Annotated in this window: 21 protein-coding genes and 1 pseudogene; 13 read left to right on the top strand and 9 right to left on the bottom strand. The window is 72.0% G+C overall.

The features are described from left to right. The first annotated feature begins 2 nt into the window (after positions 1-2). Positions 3-632: a LysE family transporter gene (locus tag ACZ43N_RS20475; protein WP_468099476.1), complete on the top strand. Its 630-nt coding sequence runs from the start codon at positions 3-5 to the stop codon at positions 630-632. Between the two features lie 303 nt (positions 633-935). Next, a complete protein-coding gene (locus tag ACZ43N_RS20470; protein ID WP_468099172.1) occupies positions 936-1,385 on the top strand; it encodes a nitroreductase family deazaflavin-dependent oxidoreductase in 450 nt (149 codons plus the stop codon). Between the two features lie 84 nt (positions 1,386-1,469). On the opposite strand, the pseudogene ACZ43N_RS20465 reads toward ACZ43N_RS20470, so the two are convergent. After that, positions 1,470-2,438: pseudogene (locus ACZ43N_RS20465) on the bottom strand (cation diffusion facilitator family transporter); the annotation flags it as partial. A 601-nt stretch (positions 2,439-3,039) separates the two neighbouring features. On the opposite strand from ACZ43N_RS20465, the gene ACZ43N_RS20460 reads away from it, so the two are divergent. Continuing rightward, entirely contained in the window at positions 3,040-4,056 is a 1,017-nt protein-coding gene (locus tag ACZ43N_RS20460; RefSeq protein ID WP_468099171.1) for a glutathione S-transferase family protein, read from the top strand. Positions 4,057-4,106: 50 nt separating this feature from the next. After that, positions 4,107-4,403 (top strand): DUF4235 domain-containing protein, encoded by a 297-nt coding sequence (locus ACZ43N_RS20455; protein ID WP_468099170.1) that lies wholly within the window; start codon positions 4,107-4,109, stop codon positions 4,401-4,403. A 12-nt stretch (positions 4,404-4,415) separates the two neighbouring features. On the opposite strand, the gene ACZ43N_RS20450 is transcribed toward ACZ43N_RS20455, so the two are convergent. Then, the gene (locus ACZ43N_RS20450) at positions 4,416-4,808 is read right to left on the bottom strand and encodes a VOC family protein (protein WP_468099169.1); all 393 of its coding nucleotides are present in this window, start codon (positions 4,806-4,808) and stop codon (positions 4,416-4,418) included. A gap of 270 nt (positions 4,809-5,078) precedes the next feature. Here ACZ43N_RS20450 and ACZ43N_RS20445 point away from each other — a divergent pair, with 270 nt between their 5' ends. Continuing rightward, a complete protein-coding gene (locus ACZ43N_RS20445) occupies positions 5,079-5,441 on the top strand; it encodes a DUF1304 domain-containing protein (protein ID WP_468099168.1) in 363 nt (120 codons plus the stop codon). Then, on the top strand, positions 5,438-5,992 hold the full coding sequence (locus ACZ43N_RS20440; protein ID WP_468099166.1) for a TetR/AcrR family transcriptional regulator: 555 nt from the start codon (positions 5,438-5,440) through the stop codon (positions 5,990-5,992). Before ACZ43N_RS20445 ends, ACZ43N_RS20440 begins: the two co-directional genes overlap by 4 nt. A 48-nt stretch (positions 5,993-6,040) precedes the next feature. On the opposite strand, the gene ACZ43N_RS20435 is transcribed toward ACZ43N_RS20440, so the two are convergent. The 3 genes from ACZ43N_RS20435 to ACZ43N_RS20425 form a co-directional block, all read right to left on the bottom strand. Further along, positions 6,041-6,913 (bottom strand): hypothetical protein, encoded by an 873-nt coding sequence (locus ACZ43N_RS20435; RefSeq protein ID WP_468099164.1) that lies wholly within the window; start codon positions 6,911-6,913, stop codon positions 6,041-6,043. 152 nt (positions 6,914-7,065) lie between these two features. After that, on the bottom strand, positions 7,066-8,175 hold the full coding sequence (locus ACZ43N_RS20430) for an NAD(P)-dependent alcohol dehydrogenase (protein WP_468099163.1): 1,110 nt from the start codon (positions 8,173-8,175) through the stop codon (positions 7,066-7,068). A gap of 70 nt (positions 8,176-8,245) precedes the next feature. Next, entirely contained in the window at positions 8,246-9,703 is a 1,458-nt protein-coding gene (locus tag ACZ43N_RS20425; protein WP_468099162.1) for an aldehyde dehydrogenase family protein, read from the bottom strand. Between the two features lie 106 nt (positions 9,704-9,809). On the opposite strand from ACZ43N_RS20425, the gene ACZ43N_RS20420 reads away from it, so the two are divergent. The 4 genes from ACZ43N_RS20420 to ACZ43N_RS20405 all read left to right on the top strand — a co-directional run bounded on the left by ACZ43N_RS20420 (position 9,810) and on the right by ACZ43N_RS20405 (position 12,550). Continuing rightward, entirely contained in the window at positions 9,810-10,238 is a 429-nt protein-coding gene (locus ACZ43N_RS20420) for a MarR family winged helix-turn-helix transcriptional regulator (protein ID WP_468099160.1), read from the top strand. Between the two features lie 147 nt (positions 10,239-10,385). Then, entirely contained in the window at positions 10,386-10,769 is a 384-nt protein-coding gene (locus tag ACZ43N_RS20415) for an anti-sigma factor antagonist (RefSeq protein WP_468099159.1), read from the top strand. 376 nt (positions 10,770-11,145) lie between these two features. Further along, positions 11,146-11,802 (top strand): DUF4230 domain-containing protein, encoded by a 657-nt coding sequence (locus ACZ43N_RS20410; RefSeq protein WP_468099158.1) that lies wholly within the window; start codon positions 11,146-11,148, stop codon positions 11,800-11,802. Between the two features lie 94 nt (positions 11,803-11,896). Beyond that, a complete protein-coding gene (locus tag ACZ43N_RS20405; protein ID WP_468099157.1) occupies positions 11,897-12,550 on the top strand; it encodes a VanZ family protein in 654 nt (217 codons plus the stop codon). On the opposite strand, the gene ACZ43N_RS20400 is transcribed toward ACZ43N_RS20405, so the two are convergent. Then, positions 12,531-12,767, bottom strand: coding sequence for a hypothetical protein (locus ACZ43N_RS20400; protein WP_468099156.1), 237 nt, complete (start codon positions 12,765-12,767; stop codon positions 12,531-12,533). The two genes, ACZ43N_RS20405 and ACZ43N_RS20400, sit on opposite strands and share 20 nt — an antisense overlap. A gap of 269 nt (positions 12,768-13,036) precedes the next feature. Between ACZ43N_RS20400 and ACZ43N_RS20395 the strand changes: the two genes are divergently transcribed. Both ACZ43N_RS20395 and ACZ43N_RS20390 read left to right on the top strand, forming a co-directional pair. Further along, positions 13,037-14,104, top strand: coding sequence for a PHP domain-containing protein (locus ACZ43N_RS20395; RefSeq protein ID WP_468099155.1), 1,068 nt, complete (start codon positions 13,037-13,039; stop codon positions 14,102-14,104). A gap of 25 nt (positions 14,105-14,129) precedes the next feature. Then, on the top strand, positions 14,130-14,795 hold the full coding sequence (locus tag ACZ43N_RS20390) for an HAD family hydrolase (protein ID WP_468099153.1): 666 nt from the start codon (positions 14,130-14,132) through the stop codon (positions 14,793-14,795). A 301-nt stretch (positions 14,796-15,096) separates the two neighbouring features. On the opposite strand, the gene ACZ43N_RS20385 is transcribed toward ACZ43N_RS20390, so the two are convergent. Continuing rightward, entirely contained in the window at positions 15,097-15,753 is a 657-nt protein-coding gene (locus tag ACZ43N_RS20385; protein ID WP_468099152.1) for a M15 family metallopeptidase, read from the bottom strand. Between the two features lie 132 nt (positions 15,754-15,885). On the opposite strand from ACZ43N_RS20385, the gene ACZ43N_RS20380 reads away from it, so the two are divergent. Then, positions 15,886-16,914 carry an SDR family oxidoreductase gene (locus ACZ43N_RS20380; RefSeq protein WP_468099151.1) on the top strand — a complete coding sequence of 343 codons (1,029 nt, stop codon included), beginning with the start codon at positions 15,886-15,888 and terminating at the stop codon, positions 16,912-16,914. Positions 16,915-17,100: 186 nt separating this feature from the next. Here ACZ43N_RS20380 and ACZ43N_RS20375 read toward each other — a convergent pair whose 3' ends face one another. Continuing rightward, positions 17,101-17,364: a hypothetical protein gene (locus ACZ43N_RS20375; protein WP_468099150.1), complete on the bottom strand. Its 264-nt coding sequence runs from the start codon at positions 17,362-17,364 to the stop codon at positions 17,101-17,103. A gap of 68 nt (positions 17,365-17,432) precedes the next feature. Continuing rightward, positions 17,433-18,407 (bottom strand): phosphotransferase family protein, encoded by a 975-nt coding sequence (locus ACZ43N_RS20370; RefSeq protein ID WP_468099148.1) that lies wholly within the window; start codon positions 18,405-18,407, stop codon positions 17,433-17,435. Positions 18,408-18,646: the final 239 nt, after the last annotated feature.

Raw genomic sequence — 18,646 nt, 5'->3', positions numbered from 1 at the left:
TCATGACGGCCGCACTCGTCGCGGGGCTCCTCGCGGGCTATGGCATCGCCATCCCCGTCGGAGCGGTCGCGACCTATCTGGTCTCCCTCACCGCCCGTACGTCCCTGCCGACCGGCGCCTGCGCCGCACTCGGCGTCGCCACCGCCGACGGGCTCTACGCCCTGGTCGCCACCCTGGGCGGCACGGCGCTGGCCGTCACCCTCCAGCCCCTGCTGGTGCCACTGCGCTGGACGTCCGCCCTGGTGCTCCTCGCCCTCGCGCTGCACGGCGCGGTCACCGCCCTGCGCCAGTACCGCACCCGACGGCTGGTCACCCGGCGGCAGCGGGACCCGGTGGGCCCGGCACGCGCGTACGCCGCGCTCCTCGGGATCACCCTTCTGAACCCCACCACCGTCGTCTACTTCGCCGCACTCGTCCTGGGCAGCCGCGCCACCGAGGTCGTACACCCGCTGGAACAGGCGGTGTTCGTCCTCGCCGCGTTCCTCGCCTCCGCGAGCTGGCAACTGCTGCTGGCCGGTGGCGGCGCCCTGCTCGGCCGCGCGCTGACCGGGCACCGCGGGCGGCTGGCGACGGGGCTCGTGTCGAGTGCCGTCATCGCGGTCCTGGCGGCGCGCGTGCTGATGCCGGCGTGACCGTTCCCAAAGACTGAGCGGGAGTGAGTCCTGTTGCCAGAACTCATGCTCAGGGCAAAGGTCACACATTCGACCGAGGAACCTCCGTTCACGCCCATGAGGCCACACGGGAAGCAGCCCGGCCACTCACTCATATGGGGTGGAACAAGCTTGTGCGCAGTCAACCCTGAGCAGTTCACAACCCCCCGGCGGCCCGGCGGAGCCGATCGCCGCGGCCGGGCCGCCCGGTGAGGATGAAAACGGCGGGGACGTGTGTTGAAGACGGGGCAGTATCCGGACCCGACAGGAAGGGACTGTTGCCCCATGCCTCTTGAAGGCGAGTATGTGCCGAGCCCCACGCAATGGGTGCGCGAGCAGGTGGAGTTGTACGAGAGCTCGGGCGGCACCGAGGGGACGACGCTGTTGGACACGGGAATGCCCGTCGTCGTCCTCACCACCCGCGGCGCGAAGAGCGGCAAGATCCGCAAGACCCCGCTGATGCGTGTGGAGCACGACGGGCGGTACGCGGTCGTGGCGTCACAGGGCGGCTCGCCCAAGCACCCCGTCTGGTACCACAACGTCACGTCCGACCCTCACGTGGAGCTCCAGGACGGCCCCACCCGGCAGGACATGACGGCCCGTGAGGTCACCGGGGACGAGAAGGCCGTGTGGTGGGAGCGAGCGGTCGCCGCGTATCCGCCGTACGACGACTACCAGAAGAAGACCGACCGGGAGATACCGGTCTTCGTACTGGAGCCGGCGGACGGCGCGTAGCCGGGGCCGTGATGACCGGTTGGGGGCCGGAGAGGATTTTTCGAACCGACGCGCATGATCCCCCGGGCACCGGGCATCCGAGTCTCAGGCCCCGCCGCGTTCCCCCGTCGCGGCGGGGCTTTTCGCTGCCTTCTCGTCCCCCTGTCGTGCTCGTCGCGCGGCGCGGGCGTCCGTCACATCGAGGAAGATCTGATCGGACTCGGGGACGATGTGGGCGATGGAGCGCTTGATGCGGACGGCGATCTCCTCGACCCGCTCGCTGTCGAGACCGGGGACGAGGTCCACGCGGGCGGCGACCAGGGTGGAGTCCAGGCCGAGTTCCATGGTGAGCAGGGCCTCGACGCTGTCGATCTCGGGCTGTGCCTCCAGCAGGGCGCGGATCCTGCGGCTCGCCTCGGCGCCCGCCGCGCGCCCGATGAGCTGTTCGCGGGCGTCCCGGCCGAGCCAGAAGGCGACGTACATGAGGAGGGCGCCGATCCCGAACGAGGCGAGCGCCTCCCAGAGCGCCTGCCCCGTCACCATGTGCAGGGCCATTCCGGCGATCGCGAGGGTCACGCCCAGCACGGCGGTACCGTCCTCGGCGACGACCGTGCGCAGCGCCGGGTCCCGCAGGCCGCCCGCGCCGCCACCCTGCCCGCGCACCTGGTGCAGTGCGCGCAGCAGTGAGGCGCCCTCGGAGAGCAGGGCCACGCCGAGGACGGCGAGACCGGCGACATAACCGTCGTAGGAGTCCTCGGAGCCGCCGGCCAGGGCGTGGAACCCCTGGAACACGGAGAAGCAGCCGCCCATGACGAAGATGCCGACGGCGGCGAGCAGGGACCAGAAGAAGCGTTCCTTGCCGTAGCCGAAGGGGTGCCGGCTGTCCGCCGGGCGGCGGCTGCGGCGCAGCGCGGCGAGCAGGAAGACCTCGTTGAGGCTGTCGGCCACCGAGTGCGCGGCCTCGGAGAGGAGTGCCGGTGACCCGGCGAGCAGCCCGCCGACGGTCTTGGCGACGGCGATCACGAGGTTCGCTCCGAGCGCCACCAGGACGGTGACGCGGGTCCTGCGGTCGGCACCGGCCGCGTCGCCCTGCCGCGGCGTCGGCTCGCAGAGCTCCGCCGGTCCGTCGCCGGGCCGCTCCCGCTCGTCGAGCCCCGCTCCGTCCGTACCCTGCCGTGCGCATTCCGGCCCCTCGAGCCCCGCTCCGTCCGTACCCTGCCGTGCGCGTCCCGGCCCCTCGAGCCCCGCTCCATCCGTACCCTGCCGTGCGCGTCCCGGCCCCTCGAGCCCCGGTCCATCCATGCCCTGCCGTGCGCGTCCCGGCTCCTCGAGCCCCGCTCCATCCATGCCCTGCCGTGCGCGTCCCGGCCCCTCGAGCCCAGCTCCGTCCGTGTCCCGGCCCATCGCCCTGCCGGGCGATCCGTCGCCGCCCGTCCCCTTCCCCGGCGTTCCGTCCCCGCCCATCCCGTCCCCGGGCATCCCGATTCCGGGCCGTTCCCGCCCCATGAAGCTCCTCCTGGCCCCCGCCGTCCGATGTCCTCGTGACCGTCACTGTCCGGTTACCTACGCCCGACTGCCCCGGCCGGTCCCGCTCACACCGTGGGGGTCGCGGAAATCGGGGAACCCGCACCAGGACACAGGTGTCGAGGCGAGCGGATCGGAAAGGGCGAGCACGGTGAGTGGCGGCGAGGGCAACGAGGAGTACGGCCGGAAGCGGTTCGAGCGGTCGGCGAGCCATTTCACGGACCGCATCACCGCCGACGGCCGGGACGGCCGGCGGGTGGAGGCCGGCCGGTACCGGCTGGTCGTGAGCAGGGCCTGTCCCTGGGCGAGCCGGGCGGTGATCTCGCGGCGGCTGCTGGGGCTGGAGGACGCTCTGTCGATGGCGATCGCCGACCCCGTCCAGGACGACCGCAGCTGGCGGTTCACGCTGGACCCGGACGGACGCGACCCCGTGCTCGGGATCCGCTTCCTGAAGGAGGCGTACGACGCGCGGGAGAGCGACTATCCGGGTGGGGTGAGCGTCCCCGCGGTCGTGGACGTGCCGAGCGGCAGGCTTGTCACCAACGACTACCAGCGGCTCACCCTCGACCTCGCCACCGAGTGGACCGCCCTGCACCGGGACGGCGCGCCGGATCTGTATCCGGAGCGGCTGCGCGACGAGATCGACGCGGTGATGGCGGAGGTCTACGAGGACGTCAACAACGGTGTGTACCGGGCGGGCTTCGCCACGGAGCAGAAGGAGTACGAGGAGGCGTGCGCCGGGGTCTTCCGGCGGCTGGAGGCGCTGTCGGAGCGGCTGTCGGGCCGGCGGTACCTGGTCGGGGAGACGATCACGGAGGCGGACATCCGGCTGTTCACCACGCTGGTGCGTTTCGATTCCGTCTATCACGGTCACTTCAAGTGCAACCGCTGGAAGCTGACGGAGGAGCCGGTGCTGTGGGCGTACGCGCGTGATCTGTTCCAGACCCCCGGGTTCGGTGACACCGTCGACTTCGACCACATCAAACGGCACTACTACCGGGTGCACACCGGCATCAACCCGACCGGCATCGTGCCGCTCGGGCCCGATCTGTCCGGCTGGCTCACGCCGCACGGCCGCGAGGACCTGGGCGGGCGCCCCTTCGGCGACGGCACGCCGCCGGGGCCCGTGCCGGCCGCCGAGGTGGTGCCCCCGCAGGGGCGGGCCTGACGCCGGCCGCACGGCGACGCGGAGACCCCAACGTGAAGGAGGAAGGCCAAGTGTCCAAGAAGAAGAAACTGCCCCTTGCCTACAAGCCGGTCGGCTTCGCCCTCGGCTGGGCGAGCGGAGCGCTGGCCTCGCTGGCGTTCCAGAAGACGTGGAAGGTGATCCGGCACGAGGACGACGCGCCGGACGCGCTGGACCGCGATCGCGGGTGGGGCGAGATCCTGCTGGCGGCGGCCGTGCAGGGCGCGATCTTCGCGGTCGTGCGCAGCGCGGTGGACCGCACGGGCGCGAAGGCCATCGAGCGGTCCACGGGCGTGTGGCCGGCTCAGGAGAAGGGCGGCCGGGACTGAGCCTGCCGGAGGTCAGCCCTGTTTGGGTGCCGTGGGGTGTTCGCGGCGCAGGGTGAAGGAGTGGCCGGCCGGGTCGGAGTAGCCACGCTCCTCGAACGGCCCGGCCGGCTCCTTCGTGTCGAGCGGGCGCCCGCCCAGCGAGACGATGCGCCGTTCGGCCTCGTCCAGGTCGTCGACGTAGAAGTCCAGATGGGCCTGGAGGGAGTTCTCGGGGCGCGGCCAGCTCGGCGGGGTCGCGTTCACATCGCGACGGAAGGCCAGCCGGGTGCCGCAGGCTCCCCGGATCTCCACACGATTGGCGGTCGCGTCCGTCTCCTCCGCGTCGAGCAGCTCCTTGTAGAACCCGGCGAGCTTCTCCGGCTCGGCGCAGTCCAACACCACGAGCCCTGCCCGTACCAGTGCCATGTCTCCTCCGCACAGTCTCCCGGACGCGGGCGGACCCCCGGCGCCCATACGCTCCCCGGGTACCCCGGCACAACGGCTTCAGCCGCGGAGTGACGGCCTGCTCGCGGACAACTCCCCCGCACGGTGAGAACTTTCGGATTTCCTCGACGTTCCCCGCCCACGCCGTCGTACGGAACCCGCCCCTGCTTCCTAGACAGCCGTCCAGGTATAGTGGACACCTGTCCAAGAAATTTCCGGTGTGGATTGAGTGGGTTACGGAGGCTGTCAAGCATGGAGATCCTGGCCGAAGTGCTGGTTGCGCTGGTGGCGGTGGAGCATCTGTACATCCTGGTGATGGAGATGTTCCTGTGGCAGAAGGCGCCGGGGATGAGATTCCACGGGTTCGACGCGGACCTGGCGCAGCGGACGGCGGCGATGGCGGCCAACCAGGGTCTCTACAACGGCTTTCTCGCGGCCGGTCTGGTGTGGGGGCTGGTCGCGGACGACCCGACCGGGTTCCGCGCCCAGGTCTTCTTCCTGAGCTGCGTCATCGTCGCCGGTGTGTACGGCGCCGCCACGGCCAACCGCCGCATCCTCGTCATGCAGGCGCTGCCCGCCGCGCTCGCCCTGGCCGCCGTCCTCGTCGCCGGATGACCGCGGAGGACCCCCGGGCCGCCCGCACCCGGGCCAAGCTGCGGGAAGCCCTCCTCGACGAGTGCGCCCGGCGCCCCCTGGACGAGGTCAGCGTGGCCGCGCTGGCCCGCCGGGCGGGGGTCGGCCGGGCGACGTTCTACGTGCACTACGCCGACCTGGAGGCGCTGGCGGTGGACGCCTGCGCCGACGTCGTACGGGAGGCGGTGGAGGCACTGCACGCCTGGCGCGGCCGCCCCGACCCGGTACGGGCCCCCGCGGCCCTGGTGGAGTTCTTCGCCTCGCTCACCCCGCACACCGCCCTGTACCGCACCCTGCTGGCACCAGGCGGCAGCGGCCCGCTGGGGCGGGTGCTGTACCAGGACCTGCGGGCGTACAGCCTCCGGGAGCGGGAGCTGGCGGGGGCCGCGGACGCCCCGCTGGTGGCGTCGGCCGTGGCCGCCACCTTCGCGGGGGTCCTCGCCGACTGGCTGCACGGCCGGATCGAGGCCACGTCGGAGGAGATCGCCCACCAGTCGTGGCAACTGCTGGTCGCCCTGCACCGCAGCCGGTGAGCCCCACGCCCGCACGGGGCCGACGCGGCCCGTGAGCCCCGTACCCGGTCAGGCGCAGCCGTGGCCCTCGGCCACCCGGGGCCAGGCCTCGACGCCGTCCGCCGTGCGGATGTACGCCTTCGACGGGTCGTCCTCGACCAGCCACAGCTCCCAGCCCTCGTCCTGGTAGCGGTAGCCGGTGTCGCGGGCCTTGTCGGGCATGCGGACGTCGCCGTCGTAGGCGGAGGTGAGCATCCCGTCGGGGAGGACGCCTTCGGGGTCACGGCCGTACAGCCCACTGTCGTCGGCCCCGTCCCGGCCGGTCGACAGGAAGTGGGCCTTCTGCCAGTCGCAGTGCTCCGCACCCTCGGAGGTGTGCACGGTGGTGATCGGCACCCGCCGGCCCTTCGCGTCGGTCCAGATCTCGTACCACTGCCCGTCCGTGTAGCTCGCGGGCAGTTCGGCCGGATCGCAGGACGCGCTGGTCTCGGGACCCCAGCCGGGGCTGTCCTTCCGGTCCTTGGCGACGATCACGGCGACCTTGGTGCGGCCGTCCACGTCGTAGGAGAACAGGGCCTGGTCCTTCTCCTCGCGTTCCAGACGGTAGCCGTCCCTGGGTACGTCGGGCTGCTCGATGTCGAAGTACGCCTCCAGCCCCTCCTCGGGCGTCTTCCCGCCGTCGTCCTCGCCCCAGCCGCCCGGGCCGCCGCCGCCCGAGTAGAGTTCGCCGTCGCACTCCAGCGCCCGGCCGGCCGCGCCCGACTCCGTCCGCATCGCGTCGGCGCCGTCCTCGTCGACCTCCTTGTGCGGCATGTACAGCGGCCCGTCGTACGGGGTGGCGGGCGGTGTGCCGGTGATCACCGCGTGGTTGTCCCCGTCGGCGCCGCAGCCCACGGCCAGCGCGGCCAGGGCGAGCCCCGTCACCATGAGCCCTCTGCGCATTCCCCACCCCTTGCTCGCTTTCGGACCTGCTCTCCCTCCTCCGACGCCGCGGGGGCCGCGGACGTTCGACGGCCCGGCGGGTGACCTGGTACGCGGTCACCCACCGGGCCGGAGCCACGCGGGGAGAGCGCGGCTCGGGGGGAGGGCTCGGGTCAGAACGTCAGCACGGGCTTGATGCTGGTGCCGTCGCTCATGTCGGCCACTGCCTGGTCGATGTCCTCGAACTTGTAGCGGCTGATGAGGCGCTCCAGCGGGAGCTTGCCGTCCTTGACCAGTTGGACGAGGACGGGGATGGCGGTCTGGATCTCGTTGTCGCCGAGGGTGAGACCGACGACGCGCTTGCCGCCGAGCATGCCGTTGACGTCGAGGGAGACCTCGGTGCCGAACGGCGGGGCGCCGACGATGACGAGGGTGCCGCGCGCGGCCAGGGCGTCCACGCCCTTGCGCAGGACGAAGACGCTGCCGGTGGTCTCCACGGCGCCGTCGGCACCCTGGCCGCCGGTGATCTCCATGACGGCCTCGGTGATGTCGGCGGCCTCGCTCGCGTTCACCGTGTGCGTGGCGCCCAGTTCCTTGGCCAGCTCCAGGCGCTCGCCGACCTTGTCGACAGCGATGATCGTGGTCGCCGGGGTGAGGGCGGCGGCCATGACGGCGGACAGGCCGACGGCTCCGGCGCCGAGGACGAGGAGCGTGCTGCCCGCGCGGGGTTCCAGGACGTTCCAGACGGCGCCGACACCGGTCTGGACGCCGCAGCCCAGCGGGGCGATGGAGTCCAGCGGCACCTCGGGGTCGACCTTGACGAGACCGCGCTCGTCGACCAGGGCGCGCTCGGCGAAGGACGACTGGCCGAAGAAGTGGCCGCCGAGCTCCTGCCCGTCGCGGCTGATGGTGCTGGTGCCGTCGGCGCGGCGGCCGCCGATGAGGTTCAGCGGCAGCCAGGTGGCGCAGTACGCCGGGTGCCCGTCACGGCAGTTGCGGCAGCCGCCGCAGGAGGTGAAGGACAGGACGACATGGTCGCCCGGCTCGACTGACGTGACGCCCGGGCCGACGGCCTCGACGACACCGGCGCCCTCGTGGCCCAGGACGCCGGGCAGGGGGAAGGGCAGCGCACCGCTGGCGACACCGAGGTCGGTGTGGCACAGCCCCGCGGCGGCCATGCGGACCAGCGCCTCGCCCGGCCCCGGCTGGTCGAGGACGACCTCGCAGAGGGTGAAGGGCGCGCCCCCGGACTCGACCACGGCGGCACGTGTGGTGGTGGACATGCTCGTGTACTCCTTCTTCGGTGGCGGGCCGCCGGAGCGCCGCGGCCCGCCGGTGATCCCGGGACGGCACTCAGTCGAGCGAGACGACGACGGACTTGACCTTGGTGTACGACTCCAGGGCCTCGGGGCCGTACTCGCGTCCGAAGCCGGAGGACTTCACGCCGCCGAAGGGCACGGCGGGGTCGAGCATGGCCCAGTCGTTGATCCAGACGATGCCCGCCTCCAGCTTGTCGGCGACGCGGTGGGCGCGGGCCAGGTCCGTGGTCTGGAGGCCGGAGGCGAGGCCGTACGGGGTGGAGTTGGCCAGGGCCACGGCCTCGTCCTCGGTGTCGAAGGGCTGCACGGTGAGGACCGGGCCGAAGATCTCCTCCTGGACGACCCGGGAGTCGTTCGCGAGGTCCGCGATGACGGTGGGCCGGTAGTAGAAGCCGCCGTTCAGGTCGAGGCGCTCGCCGCCGCAGACGATACGGGCGCCCTCCTTGCGGGCCAGTTCGACGTACTCCTCGACCTTCCTCAGGTGCCGCTCCCCCGCCATCGGGCCGACCACGGTCTCGGGCTGCCGGGGGTCGCCGACGGGCACACCGGGCACGGCGTCGGCGAGGATGCCGACCAGGGTCTCGTACAGCGGGCGGGCGACGAGCAGGCGGGGGCCGCCCATGCAGAACTGGCCGGTGTTGAAGACGAAGCCCTTGATGATCGCGCCGACGGCCTTCTCGATGTCGGCGTCCTCGAAGACGATGTGCGCCGCGTTGCCGCCGAGTTCCATCGTGACCGGCTTCAGGCCCTCACCGGCGACGCTCGCCGCGTGCCGGCCGACGGCGGTGGAACCGGTGAAGGCGATCTTGTCGACCCCGGCGTTGCGCAGCAGGGCCTCGCCGGCGACCGGGCCGGTGCCGGTGACGACGTTGTAGACGCCGTCGGGAACACCGGCCTTCTTCAGGAGCTCCGCCATGTACAGGGCGCTGAGGGGGGTCTCCTCGGCGGGCTTGTGGACGACCGTGTTGCCGGCCGCGAGCGCCGGGGCGATCTTGCTGCCGGCCAGGATGAGCGGGAAGTTGAAGGGGGTGATGGCGCCGACGACGCCGATCGGACCGCGCTTGGTGTAGGCGAGGCGGTTCATCGGGACGTCGCGGTTGCCGCCGTCCAGGGTCCAGGCGAGGGAGGCGTAGTACTCGTAGTCGTTGGCGGCGTTCGTCACGTCGACGGCGTGGCACAGGGTGATGGGCTTGCCGACGTCACGGCTCTCCAGAGCCGCAATCTCGTCGGCGTTCTCGCGGATCAGCTGGGCGACCCGGTGGAGCACCCGCCCGCGCTCCCGGCCGCTCAGCCCGGACCAGGCACCGCTGTCGAAGGCCTCGCGTGCGGCCCGTACCGCGGCGTCGACGTCGGCCGCGCCGGCTTCCGCAACGGTCGTGACCACCTGTCCGTCGGACGGGTCGATCACGTCCATGCGTGCCCCGTCAGCCGCCTCGCGCCACTGTCCACCGATGAACAGCCGCCCCGGCCCGCTCTCGAAGGTGGTCGTCATTGCCCACTCCTCAGCCTTGATCGCCAAGTGTTCAACAAACAGGAATCCTGTTGGTCCGCAGTCTCAACACACACAGGTTTCCTGTCAATGCCTTACGCTGACCCCCATGGTCGGCACCAAGGCACCCCCGTCCCTGCTCTACATGGTCAAACAGGTCGAGCTCGTTGTCCGCTCACGCCTGGACGAGCTGGTGAAACCGGCCGGGATCACGGCCCTGCAGTACACCGCCCTGACCGTGCTGGAGCGGCACGACGGACTCTCGGCGGCACAGCTCGCCCGCGACTCGTTCGTCACCGCCCAGTCCATCGCGGATCTGGTCCGGAGCCTGGAGAACCGCGGACTGGTACGACGGGAGCGCAATCCGCGCAACCGGCGCGAGCTGCTGATCCTGCTCACCGACGAAGGTCGCGAGCTCCTCGCCCGCCATGCCGGTCCGGTGCGCGACCTGGAGGAACGCATGATCCGCGAGCTCACCGCGCACCAGGCCGAGCAGTTCCGGCAGGCCCTGTCCAAGGCGTGGCAGGCACTGTCGTAGACGGTGCCGCGCGGGACTCCGGCCGACTGGCCGAAGAAATCGAAGACATATGTCAATCGAACATGCTGAAATTCACCCTGACGGGGGTAACTTGCAGGGCGGGGACGGGTTTTGCCCTCACACAGTCCGGTTGGAGGCGATGCCGTCGTGTCGAGCGACCCCACACCTCCGGGCACCGGCCATCTGCGCGTGCACGAGGACCGCGGCCGCACCGTGCTCGAACTGCACGGCGAGATCGACATCGCTGCGGCCGTGGAGATCATCCCGCACCTGGACGCGCTGACCGGCCGCCCCGGCGCCCGGATCGTGATCGACCTCAGACACGTCGAGTTCTTCGACTGCTCCGGCCTGCGCCTGCTCCACCGGGCCCGGCACCGGGTCCTCGACCGCGGCGGTGAGCTGCGCCTGGTCTGCACCCACCCGCTCACCCTGCGCGTCCTCAAGGTCACGGGCCTGGCCCGGCTGCTGCCGCCGGCTCCGTCACTGGACGCGGCCCTGGATCAGCCCGAGGCCACCTCCGGCACCTTATGACCCGCTTCGGAGGCCCATCTCCGTGCACGGCCTCCGGAGCGCGGCTTCTCTCCGTACTCGCGCGCGCCCAGCGCCCCGGCAGCGCGTCGAACCGGGCACGGACGGACCCGCCGTCGTGGACACGGCGTACGCCCCCCAGCCAAGGCCGGGGGCGATGGAAAGGACCTGCGGCTTCCCGGTGCGCTTTCCGACCGACACGGGCACGGTGTCGGTACGGACGGTCTCCGCCACCGGCCGTCTCTTCTCCGCAGTTCTGGGCGTCACCTCCGGGCCGAAGCGCGCCCCCGGTGCACGGCGAAGTGCGGCCAATCCCCAACTCGGCGTTCTCCCATGGCTATTGCGGGCATTCGTTGAATCAGGAAGGAGGACCGTCGACATGACGACGTCCATCAAGCGCACGCGTCTGCCCGGCTGGGCCAAGCTGCTCGCCGCCGTGGTCGTCCTCATCGTGGTGCTGCTGGCCGCGCTGAGGCTGCTCGTCTTCAAGGGATTCGACGACATGTTCGGGACCGAGGAGCACGACCGCTCCGGGCCCACACTGCTCCGGTCCATCCAGGACATGAGCCGTTACGAGGCCGCCTCGGGCAACTTCCAGGTGGTCGTCGACCTGGAGAAGGACGCCAAGTATCTGCCGGACGCGATCCGCGGCACCCGCACGCTGTACGTCGGCGCGGGCACCGTCGACGCCTATGTCGACCTCGGCAAGGTCGGCGACGACGACGTGAAGGTCGACGAGGACCGCACGTCGGCCACCATCAACCTCCCGCACGCCCGGCTCGGCACCCCCGCCCTCGACACCGAGCACTCCTACGCCGTCTCCAAGCAGCGCGGTCTCCTCGACCGCCTCGGTGATCTGTTCTCCGACAACCCCAACAGCGAACGGGCCGTCCAGCGTCTGGCGGTCAAGCACATCGGCGACGCCGCGAAGGACAGCCGGCTGACGGAGCGCGCCGAGGCCAACACCACCGACATGCTCGAAGGACTGCTGACGTCCCTGGGCTTCACGGAGGTGAAGGTGACCTACGGCGACTGACCCGCCCGTCGGGAGCTCCCGGGGCGCGCGCATCGTGGGCCGCTTCGGGGGTAACCGCCTTATGACAAAAGGAAATTGAAACTGGGAGGGTTGGATGGCCCGTACCACGTCACGTTCCCGGTCCACCGTCTCGGGCCGCCGTTCGCCGACCACGCAAGGCGATCGACGGCCCCTTCCGCTGCCCGTGCGGCTGCTGGTGATGGCGCTGGCCTTCGCGGCCATGGTGGCGTTCGGGGCGGTACTGGCAGGGCTCACACTCCAGCCGTCCCCCGCCTCGGAGACCCTCACCCACAGCAACCTGCGCCCCGGCAGCTCCCTGGAGCTCTACTGGCACCACCCGTCCCCGCGGGACGCCGTCAAGCAGCTGGGCGGGAACATCCTGCTGGGGGTGCCCTTCGGGATCCTGCTGCCGGTGCTGGCGCCGGGGGCCCGCGGGCTGCTGCGGGTGCCCGCGCTGACCGCCCTGGTGATGCTGCTGGTCGAACTGGTGCAGGGCGCGGTCGTGACCGGGCGCGCGTTCGACATCGACGACGTCATCCTCAACACCACGGGCGCGCTGCTCGGCTATCTGCTTCTCGGGCGGCGGCTCGGCCGGGCCGTGCACGCCCCGGCGGCCCGGACGCAGCCGAAGACCCCGCGCGGCGGCGCTGCCGGGCGGGCGCGCGGCACCCGCAGGATGGCATGGCGCCTGCCGCGCCGGGCCAAGGCGGGGACGGACACCAAGCGGGCTAGTGCAGCGTCCAAGTGAACTTGTCGCCGCCCACCCAGCGGACCTGCTCCGGGTCGTCGAGGTCATGGACGGTGATGCCGTACGCCGCCGCGGCCTGGAGCACGTCCGTCATCGCCTTCGCCTCGGCGACCACCTGACCGTCGATCTCCACGATCCGGAACGGCGGCGTACCCGGCTGCACCCCGAGCACCATGACCCTGGGGTGGGAAATGTAGGGACTCGCGATTTCCGTCATGTCTAGAGCGTAGGCCCGTTCCGCCATCCGTGACCGGGCGGCGGACGGCCGCCGTGCGGGTACCCGGTGCCTGGGCGAGGCTGTAAGGGGTCCTTTCACTCTGCCCGCCCGGGTCGCGTGGCCTGGCACCGCACCTCGCCGCGTTGCCCAAGGTCCTAGTAGCTCCGCTACGAGGACCTTCCGGCGCCTTGCGATGCACGGCACCAGACCGTGCGACCTGATCGGACGCTCATAGGGAAAGGACCCCTAAGCGCAACGCCGGAGGTGCCATGGATCCCGTCGAGGCCCTGGACCGGATCGCTTTCCTGCTGGAGCGGGACCGGGCCCCCACCTATCGCGTACGGGCGTTCCGTACCGCCGCCGCCGTGCTCGGGGCCTTCTCCGCGGCCGAGGTGGCCGAACGGGCGGCCTCGGGGTCCCTGGAGTCGCTGAAGGGCGTCGGGCCGAAGACCGCGCAGGTGGTGCGGGAGGCGTTGGCCGGGCAGGTGCCGGACTACCTGCGGAAGCTGGAGCGGGAGGCCGAGACCCCGCTCGCGGAGAGCGGCCGCCGGTTGATGGAGCTGATCAGGGGCGACTGCCATGTGCACTCCGACTGGTCGGACGGGGGCAGTCCGATCGAGGAGATGGGCCGGACCGCCGCACGCCTCGGCCACGAGTGGACCGTGCTCACCGACCACTCTCCCCGACTGACCGTCGCGCGTGGCCTGTCCCCCGACCGGCTGCGCGAACAGCTCGACGTGGTGGCCGCGCTGAACGAGACATGGGCACCGTTCCGGCTGCTCACCGGCATCGAGTGCGACATCCTCGACGACGGGTCGCTGGACCAGGAACCGGAGTTGCTGGACCGGCTCGACGTCGTGGTGGTGTCCGTGCACTCCAAGCTGCGGATGGACGCCCGTTCGATGACCCGGCGGATGGTCGCCGCGGTCCGCGATCCGCACTCCGACGTGCTGGGGCACTGCACGGGGAGGCTGCTCACCGGGCGGGGCCGGCCGGAGTCGGAGTTCGACGCGGACGCGGTGTTCGCGGCCTGCGCGGAGACCGGGACGGCCGTGGAGATCAATTCCAGGCCCGAGCGGCTGGACCCGCCCCGGCGGTTGCTGCGGCGGGCGGTGGAGGCCGGGGTGCTGTTCTCCGTCGACACGGACGCGCATGCGCCCGGGCAGCTCACCTGGCAGGTCCACGGGTGTGCGCGGGCCGAGGAGTGCGGGGTACCCGCCGAGCGGGTGGTGACGACGTGGGGCGTGGCGGACCTGCTGCGGTGGGCCCGGGACCGGGAGGTTCCCGATCCGCGCGCTCCGCAGGGGGCACCGCCCCTCTCGAAGCACGCGAGGTAACGCCCGATGCGAAGAAAGGTGTGTCATGGTCAAGGCCGCTGTGTTCGATGTCGACGGGACTCTTGTCGATACCAACCATCTGCATGTGGTCACCTGGTGGGAGGCGTTTCGGCAAGCCGGGCATCAGGTGGCGATGCATGACATCCACCGGGCGGTGGGGCTGCCGTCGGAGGACCTGATCACCCATGTGCTGGCCGAGAAGCCGGAGCCGGAGGAGAGCGAAGCGCTGAGCGCGGCGCACAAGGCGTTGTACGGGACGTACTTCGAGCGGCTGCCCGCGCTGCCGGAAGCCGGACGGCTGCTGCGGCGGCTCGACGGGCGGGGCTGGCGGGTGGTGCTCGCGACGTCCGCCAGCGGGGCGGAGCTGGCCGCGCTGCGGCGCGCCATCGGCGCGGACGACGCCATCATGGCGATGGCGAGCGCGGAGGACGTGGCCGAGGGGAAACCGGCCCCCGACCCGGTGGAGCACGCGCTGGAGCTGGCGAAGGCCCCCGCCGAGCACTCGGTGTTCGTCGGGGACACGGTGTGGGACATGCGGGCGGGCGCCCGGGCAGGGGTGCGCTGTGTGGCGGTGCTGAGCGGGGGCATTCCGCGCCCCGAACTGGAGGCCGCCGGCGCGGAGATGGTGTTCCGCAATGCGGCGCATCTGCTGTCCGCCCTGGACGAGAGCCCGCTGGGCCGCGACGAATGACCCGGTGAGGCAGGGGCGGGCACGCCCGGTCGACGTGACGCGGATCACCGGCGATGTCCGGATCGCAGGGAACAGCCACTGGTGGTTGTCCGTTGAACCAACCGTGGGTGCGGATGGGACAGTGTCCCCGGGCCTCACCTTTTGCCCACAGGGACGATCGTTCGGCTGAAGCCCTGTGGAGCCGTTCGCCGAGAGGCGACCGCCATCCGCGCCCACCCACAGGCCGCCCCGACCGTGATTCCCCCGTCCGGTCGGGGCTTCTCCTTTCTTGCGCGGGTGTGAGCCACGTGGTCCGCGGGCGTCAGCCCGTCAGTTCCCTCGGCCCGTACGACGCGGCCGGCGCGCCCGTCATCAGGGCCCAGTAACGGTCGCCGTACGACCAGTGCCACCACTCGGTCGGGTAGTTGACCAGCCCGGCCGCGGTGAGGGCGGCGACCAGGGTGTCCCGGTGGGCGCGGGCCTCGACTCCGATGGTGCCGGCGCCGGTGTAGCAGGCGCCGGCGCTGTCCTCGGGGCTGGCGTTGACCGGCGTACCGCAGTCGAGTTCGCGGCCGTCGGCGTCGACGAGGGTCAGGTCGACGGCGGCACCCGCCGAGTGCGGGGCCATCTCGGGCGGCGAGACATAGCGGCTGGCCGCCGAGCGGACCCGGGCGGCGTCCCAGTCGGGGTGCAGCTCGCGCATCTCGGCCGCGTACTCGTCGAAGTACCGGCGTTGCAGCGCCGGGGGCCGGTATCCCTCGACGAACAGCAGGCGCAGTCCGTCCGGCAGCAGCGACTGGGCCTCGACCAGCCGGTCCAGCACGCCCGCGCGCAGGTGGGCGTAGGCACCGGTGGCGTCGGTCTTGCGGGGGTCGACCTGCAGCAGGCCGTCCCGGCGTACGTCGACGAGCGGCTCGTCGCAGTCCTGGACGGGTACGGCCGCCACCCTCGGATCGGACATCAGGATGATCTCGGTCATGGGGGCGATCTTCTCGTGGGCGTGTCCCGGCACCGCGGGATTCGGCCGGCCGGCACGGGCCGCTGCGTGCATCGGCGGCGTCCGGGTACTCGTGCGCGGCCCCTGGGAGTCGCAGCGCGAGAGGAGTCAGCGGTGAACGGAGAGTCCGGCGACAAGATCGTGATCACGGGCGCCACCGGCAATGTGGGAACGAGCCTGGTACGACTGCTCGCGCAGGACGCGCGGGTCGGACACGTGCGGGGCCTGGCCCGTCGGGTTCCGGACTGGTCGCCCGAGAAGACGGAGTGGTCGGCCGTGGACCTGGGGTCCGAGGACGCCGATCTGACGAAGGAGTTCGAGGGGGCGGCGGCGGTCGTGCACCTCGCGTGGGCGTTCCAGCCCACGCACGACCCGGCCTCCACCTGGCGGACCAATGTGCTCGGCAGCATGCGTATCTTCGAGGCGGTGGCGGCGGCGAAGGTCCCGGCCCTGGTGCACGCCTCGTCGGTCGGCGCGTACTCGCCGGGCCCGAAGGACCGGTCGGTCGACGAGTCATGGCCCACGCACGGCTGGCCGGACGCCGCGTACTGCCGGGAGAAGGCCTATCTGGAGCGCGCCCTGGACTCCTTCGAGTACGAGCACCCCGAGGTACGGGTGGTGCGGATGCGGCCGGCGTTCCTGTTCAAGCGGGAGTCGGCCAGCGAGCAGCGCCGGATCTTCGGCGGACGTTTCCTGCCGGGGCCGCTCGCCCGGCCCGAGCTGCTGCCGTTCATGCCCGACATTCCGGGGCTGCGGGTGCAGGCGCTGCACACCGACGACGCCGCCCACGCGTACCGGCTGGCGCTCCACTCCGATGTGCGCGGCGCCTTCAACCTGGCGGCGGAGCCGCCCGTCGACGCGGGACTGCTGGGCGAGATGACGGGGTCGCGTCCGATGCGGCTGCCCCGGGCCGCCGTCCGGTCGGCGGTCGCCGCCGCGTGGAACCTGCGGCTGCTGCCCGCCTCGCCGCACCTCTTCGACGCGGTGGTGCGGCTGCCGCTGATGGACTGCAGCCGGGCACGCGACGAGTTGCACTGGCGGCCCGAGCGGACGGCCGTGGAAGTGCTGGAGGAGTTCCTGGAGGGGCTGCGGCAGGGGGCCGGCGCCGACACGGAACCGCTTCGGGGGCGGAAGGTGGGCTGAGCAGGCCCCGCCCGCCGTTCGTCCGGCCTCGGCGGCGTGGGACTGACGCCTTCGGCGCGAACATGACGGCGCCTCCCCGGGTCCCACCGGGGAGGCGCCGAGTTCTGTGCGCCGTGGGCGTTCTGTGCGCCGTGGGCGGCCATGGGGGGCCCACTGCTTAGCGGGGCGGCCGCACGGCCCCGCGGATCAGCCGGACGGCTCGTCGGGGACGGGCTGCTCGGGGTTGACGCCGCCGGAGCGGGGCGCGCCCTGTCGTCCGGTGCCCGCCTCGTCCGTGTCGGGCACGTCGGTGGCTGTCTCGCCGGACGCGTCGTCGTCCTCGGCGCCACCGGTGCCTTGCGCGGGAGCCACCTCCCAGGGGTCCTCGCCGGTGTGCGCCTGCTGGTCGGGCAGGTCCCTCGGTATCGGGTCGCCGTTCTCGCCGGGACCCTCCAGCCTGTGATCGGTCACGGCGTGCTCCCTTCCTTTCGTGCACCGCGCGCGAGTACCGCGTACCGGTCGGCTGAAACCTCGGGTCCTCAGACCCGGCCGGCCAGTTCGTCGAGGGCGGATGTCAGCTGCGGTGCGACCAGCTCCCGCCGCCAGGCGACGTCGTCCTCGTCCGCCTCGCGCGGCACCGTCTCGACCAGCATGATCAGGTAGAGGTAGCTGCGGTAGAGGGCGTAGCGCCGGGCGGCGGAGGCCGAGAAGTGGGGTTCCACTCCCGCTTGCTGATAGCCCGCCAGGAAGTCGGCGTCCTGCCGGATGTCCCCGAGCAGCGCGAGCGACACGAAGTCAGCGACCGGGTCACCCCAGAACATGCGCTCGCCGTCGATCAGACCGCCCACTCGGGTCGAGGCGCCGTGCTCCACGAGGATGTTGCCGTTCCACAGGTCGAAGTGGACCAGTCTCGGCACGGTCACCTCGTCGAGGGCGTCGTAGGCGTACTTCGCGGTACGGGCCACCTCGTCGACGGGCCGGGGCAGCCAGGCGGCGTAGCGGCGGGCGTCGTCGAGCACGGCGTCGTACATGGCGGTGAAGGCGGTGCGCCAGTCGGGGGCGAGGGGGCCGAGGGCACCGGTCGGATAGCCGAAGCCCGGCCCGGTGACCTGGTGCAGCCGGGCCACCAGACCGCCCAACTCGCGCCGCAGAACCGACTTCTGATGTGGCGTCAGCCCATCCCACCCGGCGCCGGGACAGTGGGACAGCAGGACGTGGCGGCCCGTCGGCGCGGTCTCGTCGAAGGCGGCGCCGACCACACGCGGTGCGGGGACGCCGACGGTCCCGGCCGCCCGGCAGAACGCGGCCTCGCCGATGAGGAGGTCATGCTCGTGGGACAGACCGGGGACGGTGGACGGCGGGGGGACCTTGAGCACCAGCCGGGTGCCGTCGGTGAGGCGGAGTCCCTCGACCGTGTTGTACGTGCCGCCGCCGAGCGCCAGCCGCTCGGCGAGGCTCTCGGGCGGCAGTCCCGCCGCCGCCAGTACGAGCCGAGCGCGCTCCTCCGCGTCCACCGCGGTCCCCCTTCGTTCGCATCCGGACATACCCCGGCCACTGTGCCAGGTGGGCCCCACGGTTCACATCGGTCATCCAGCCGCGTGGACGCCCTCCGCATGGCGGCCGGAGGCGATCAGGTCCTCCAGCGCACCTCCGCCGCTCCCCCGGTGAGTCCCACCGGGGCCCGCATCCTGGCGCTGCCGGCCGGCGGCGCGACCAGCGCGCGGGCCGCCCGGGAGACCGGCCGCACCGTCGA

Source organism: Streptomyces sp. NPDC030814 (genome assembly GCF_055572155.1).
The sequence above is the reverse complement of the archived record's forward strand: the minus strand, read 5'-3'. Positions and strand labels throughout refer to the sequence as shown.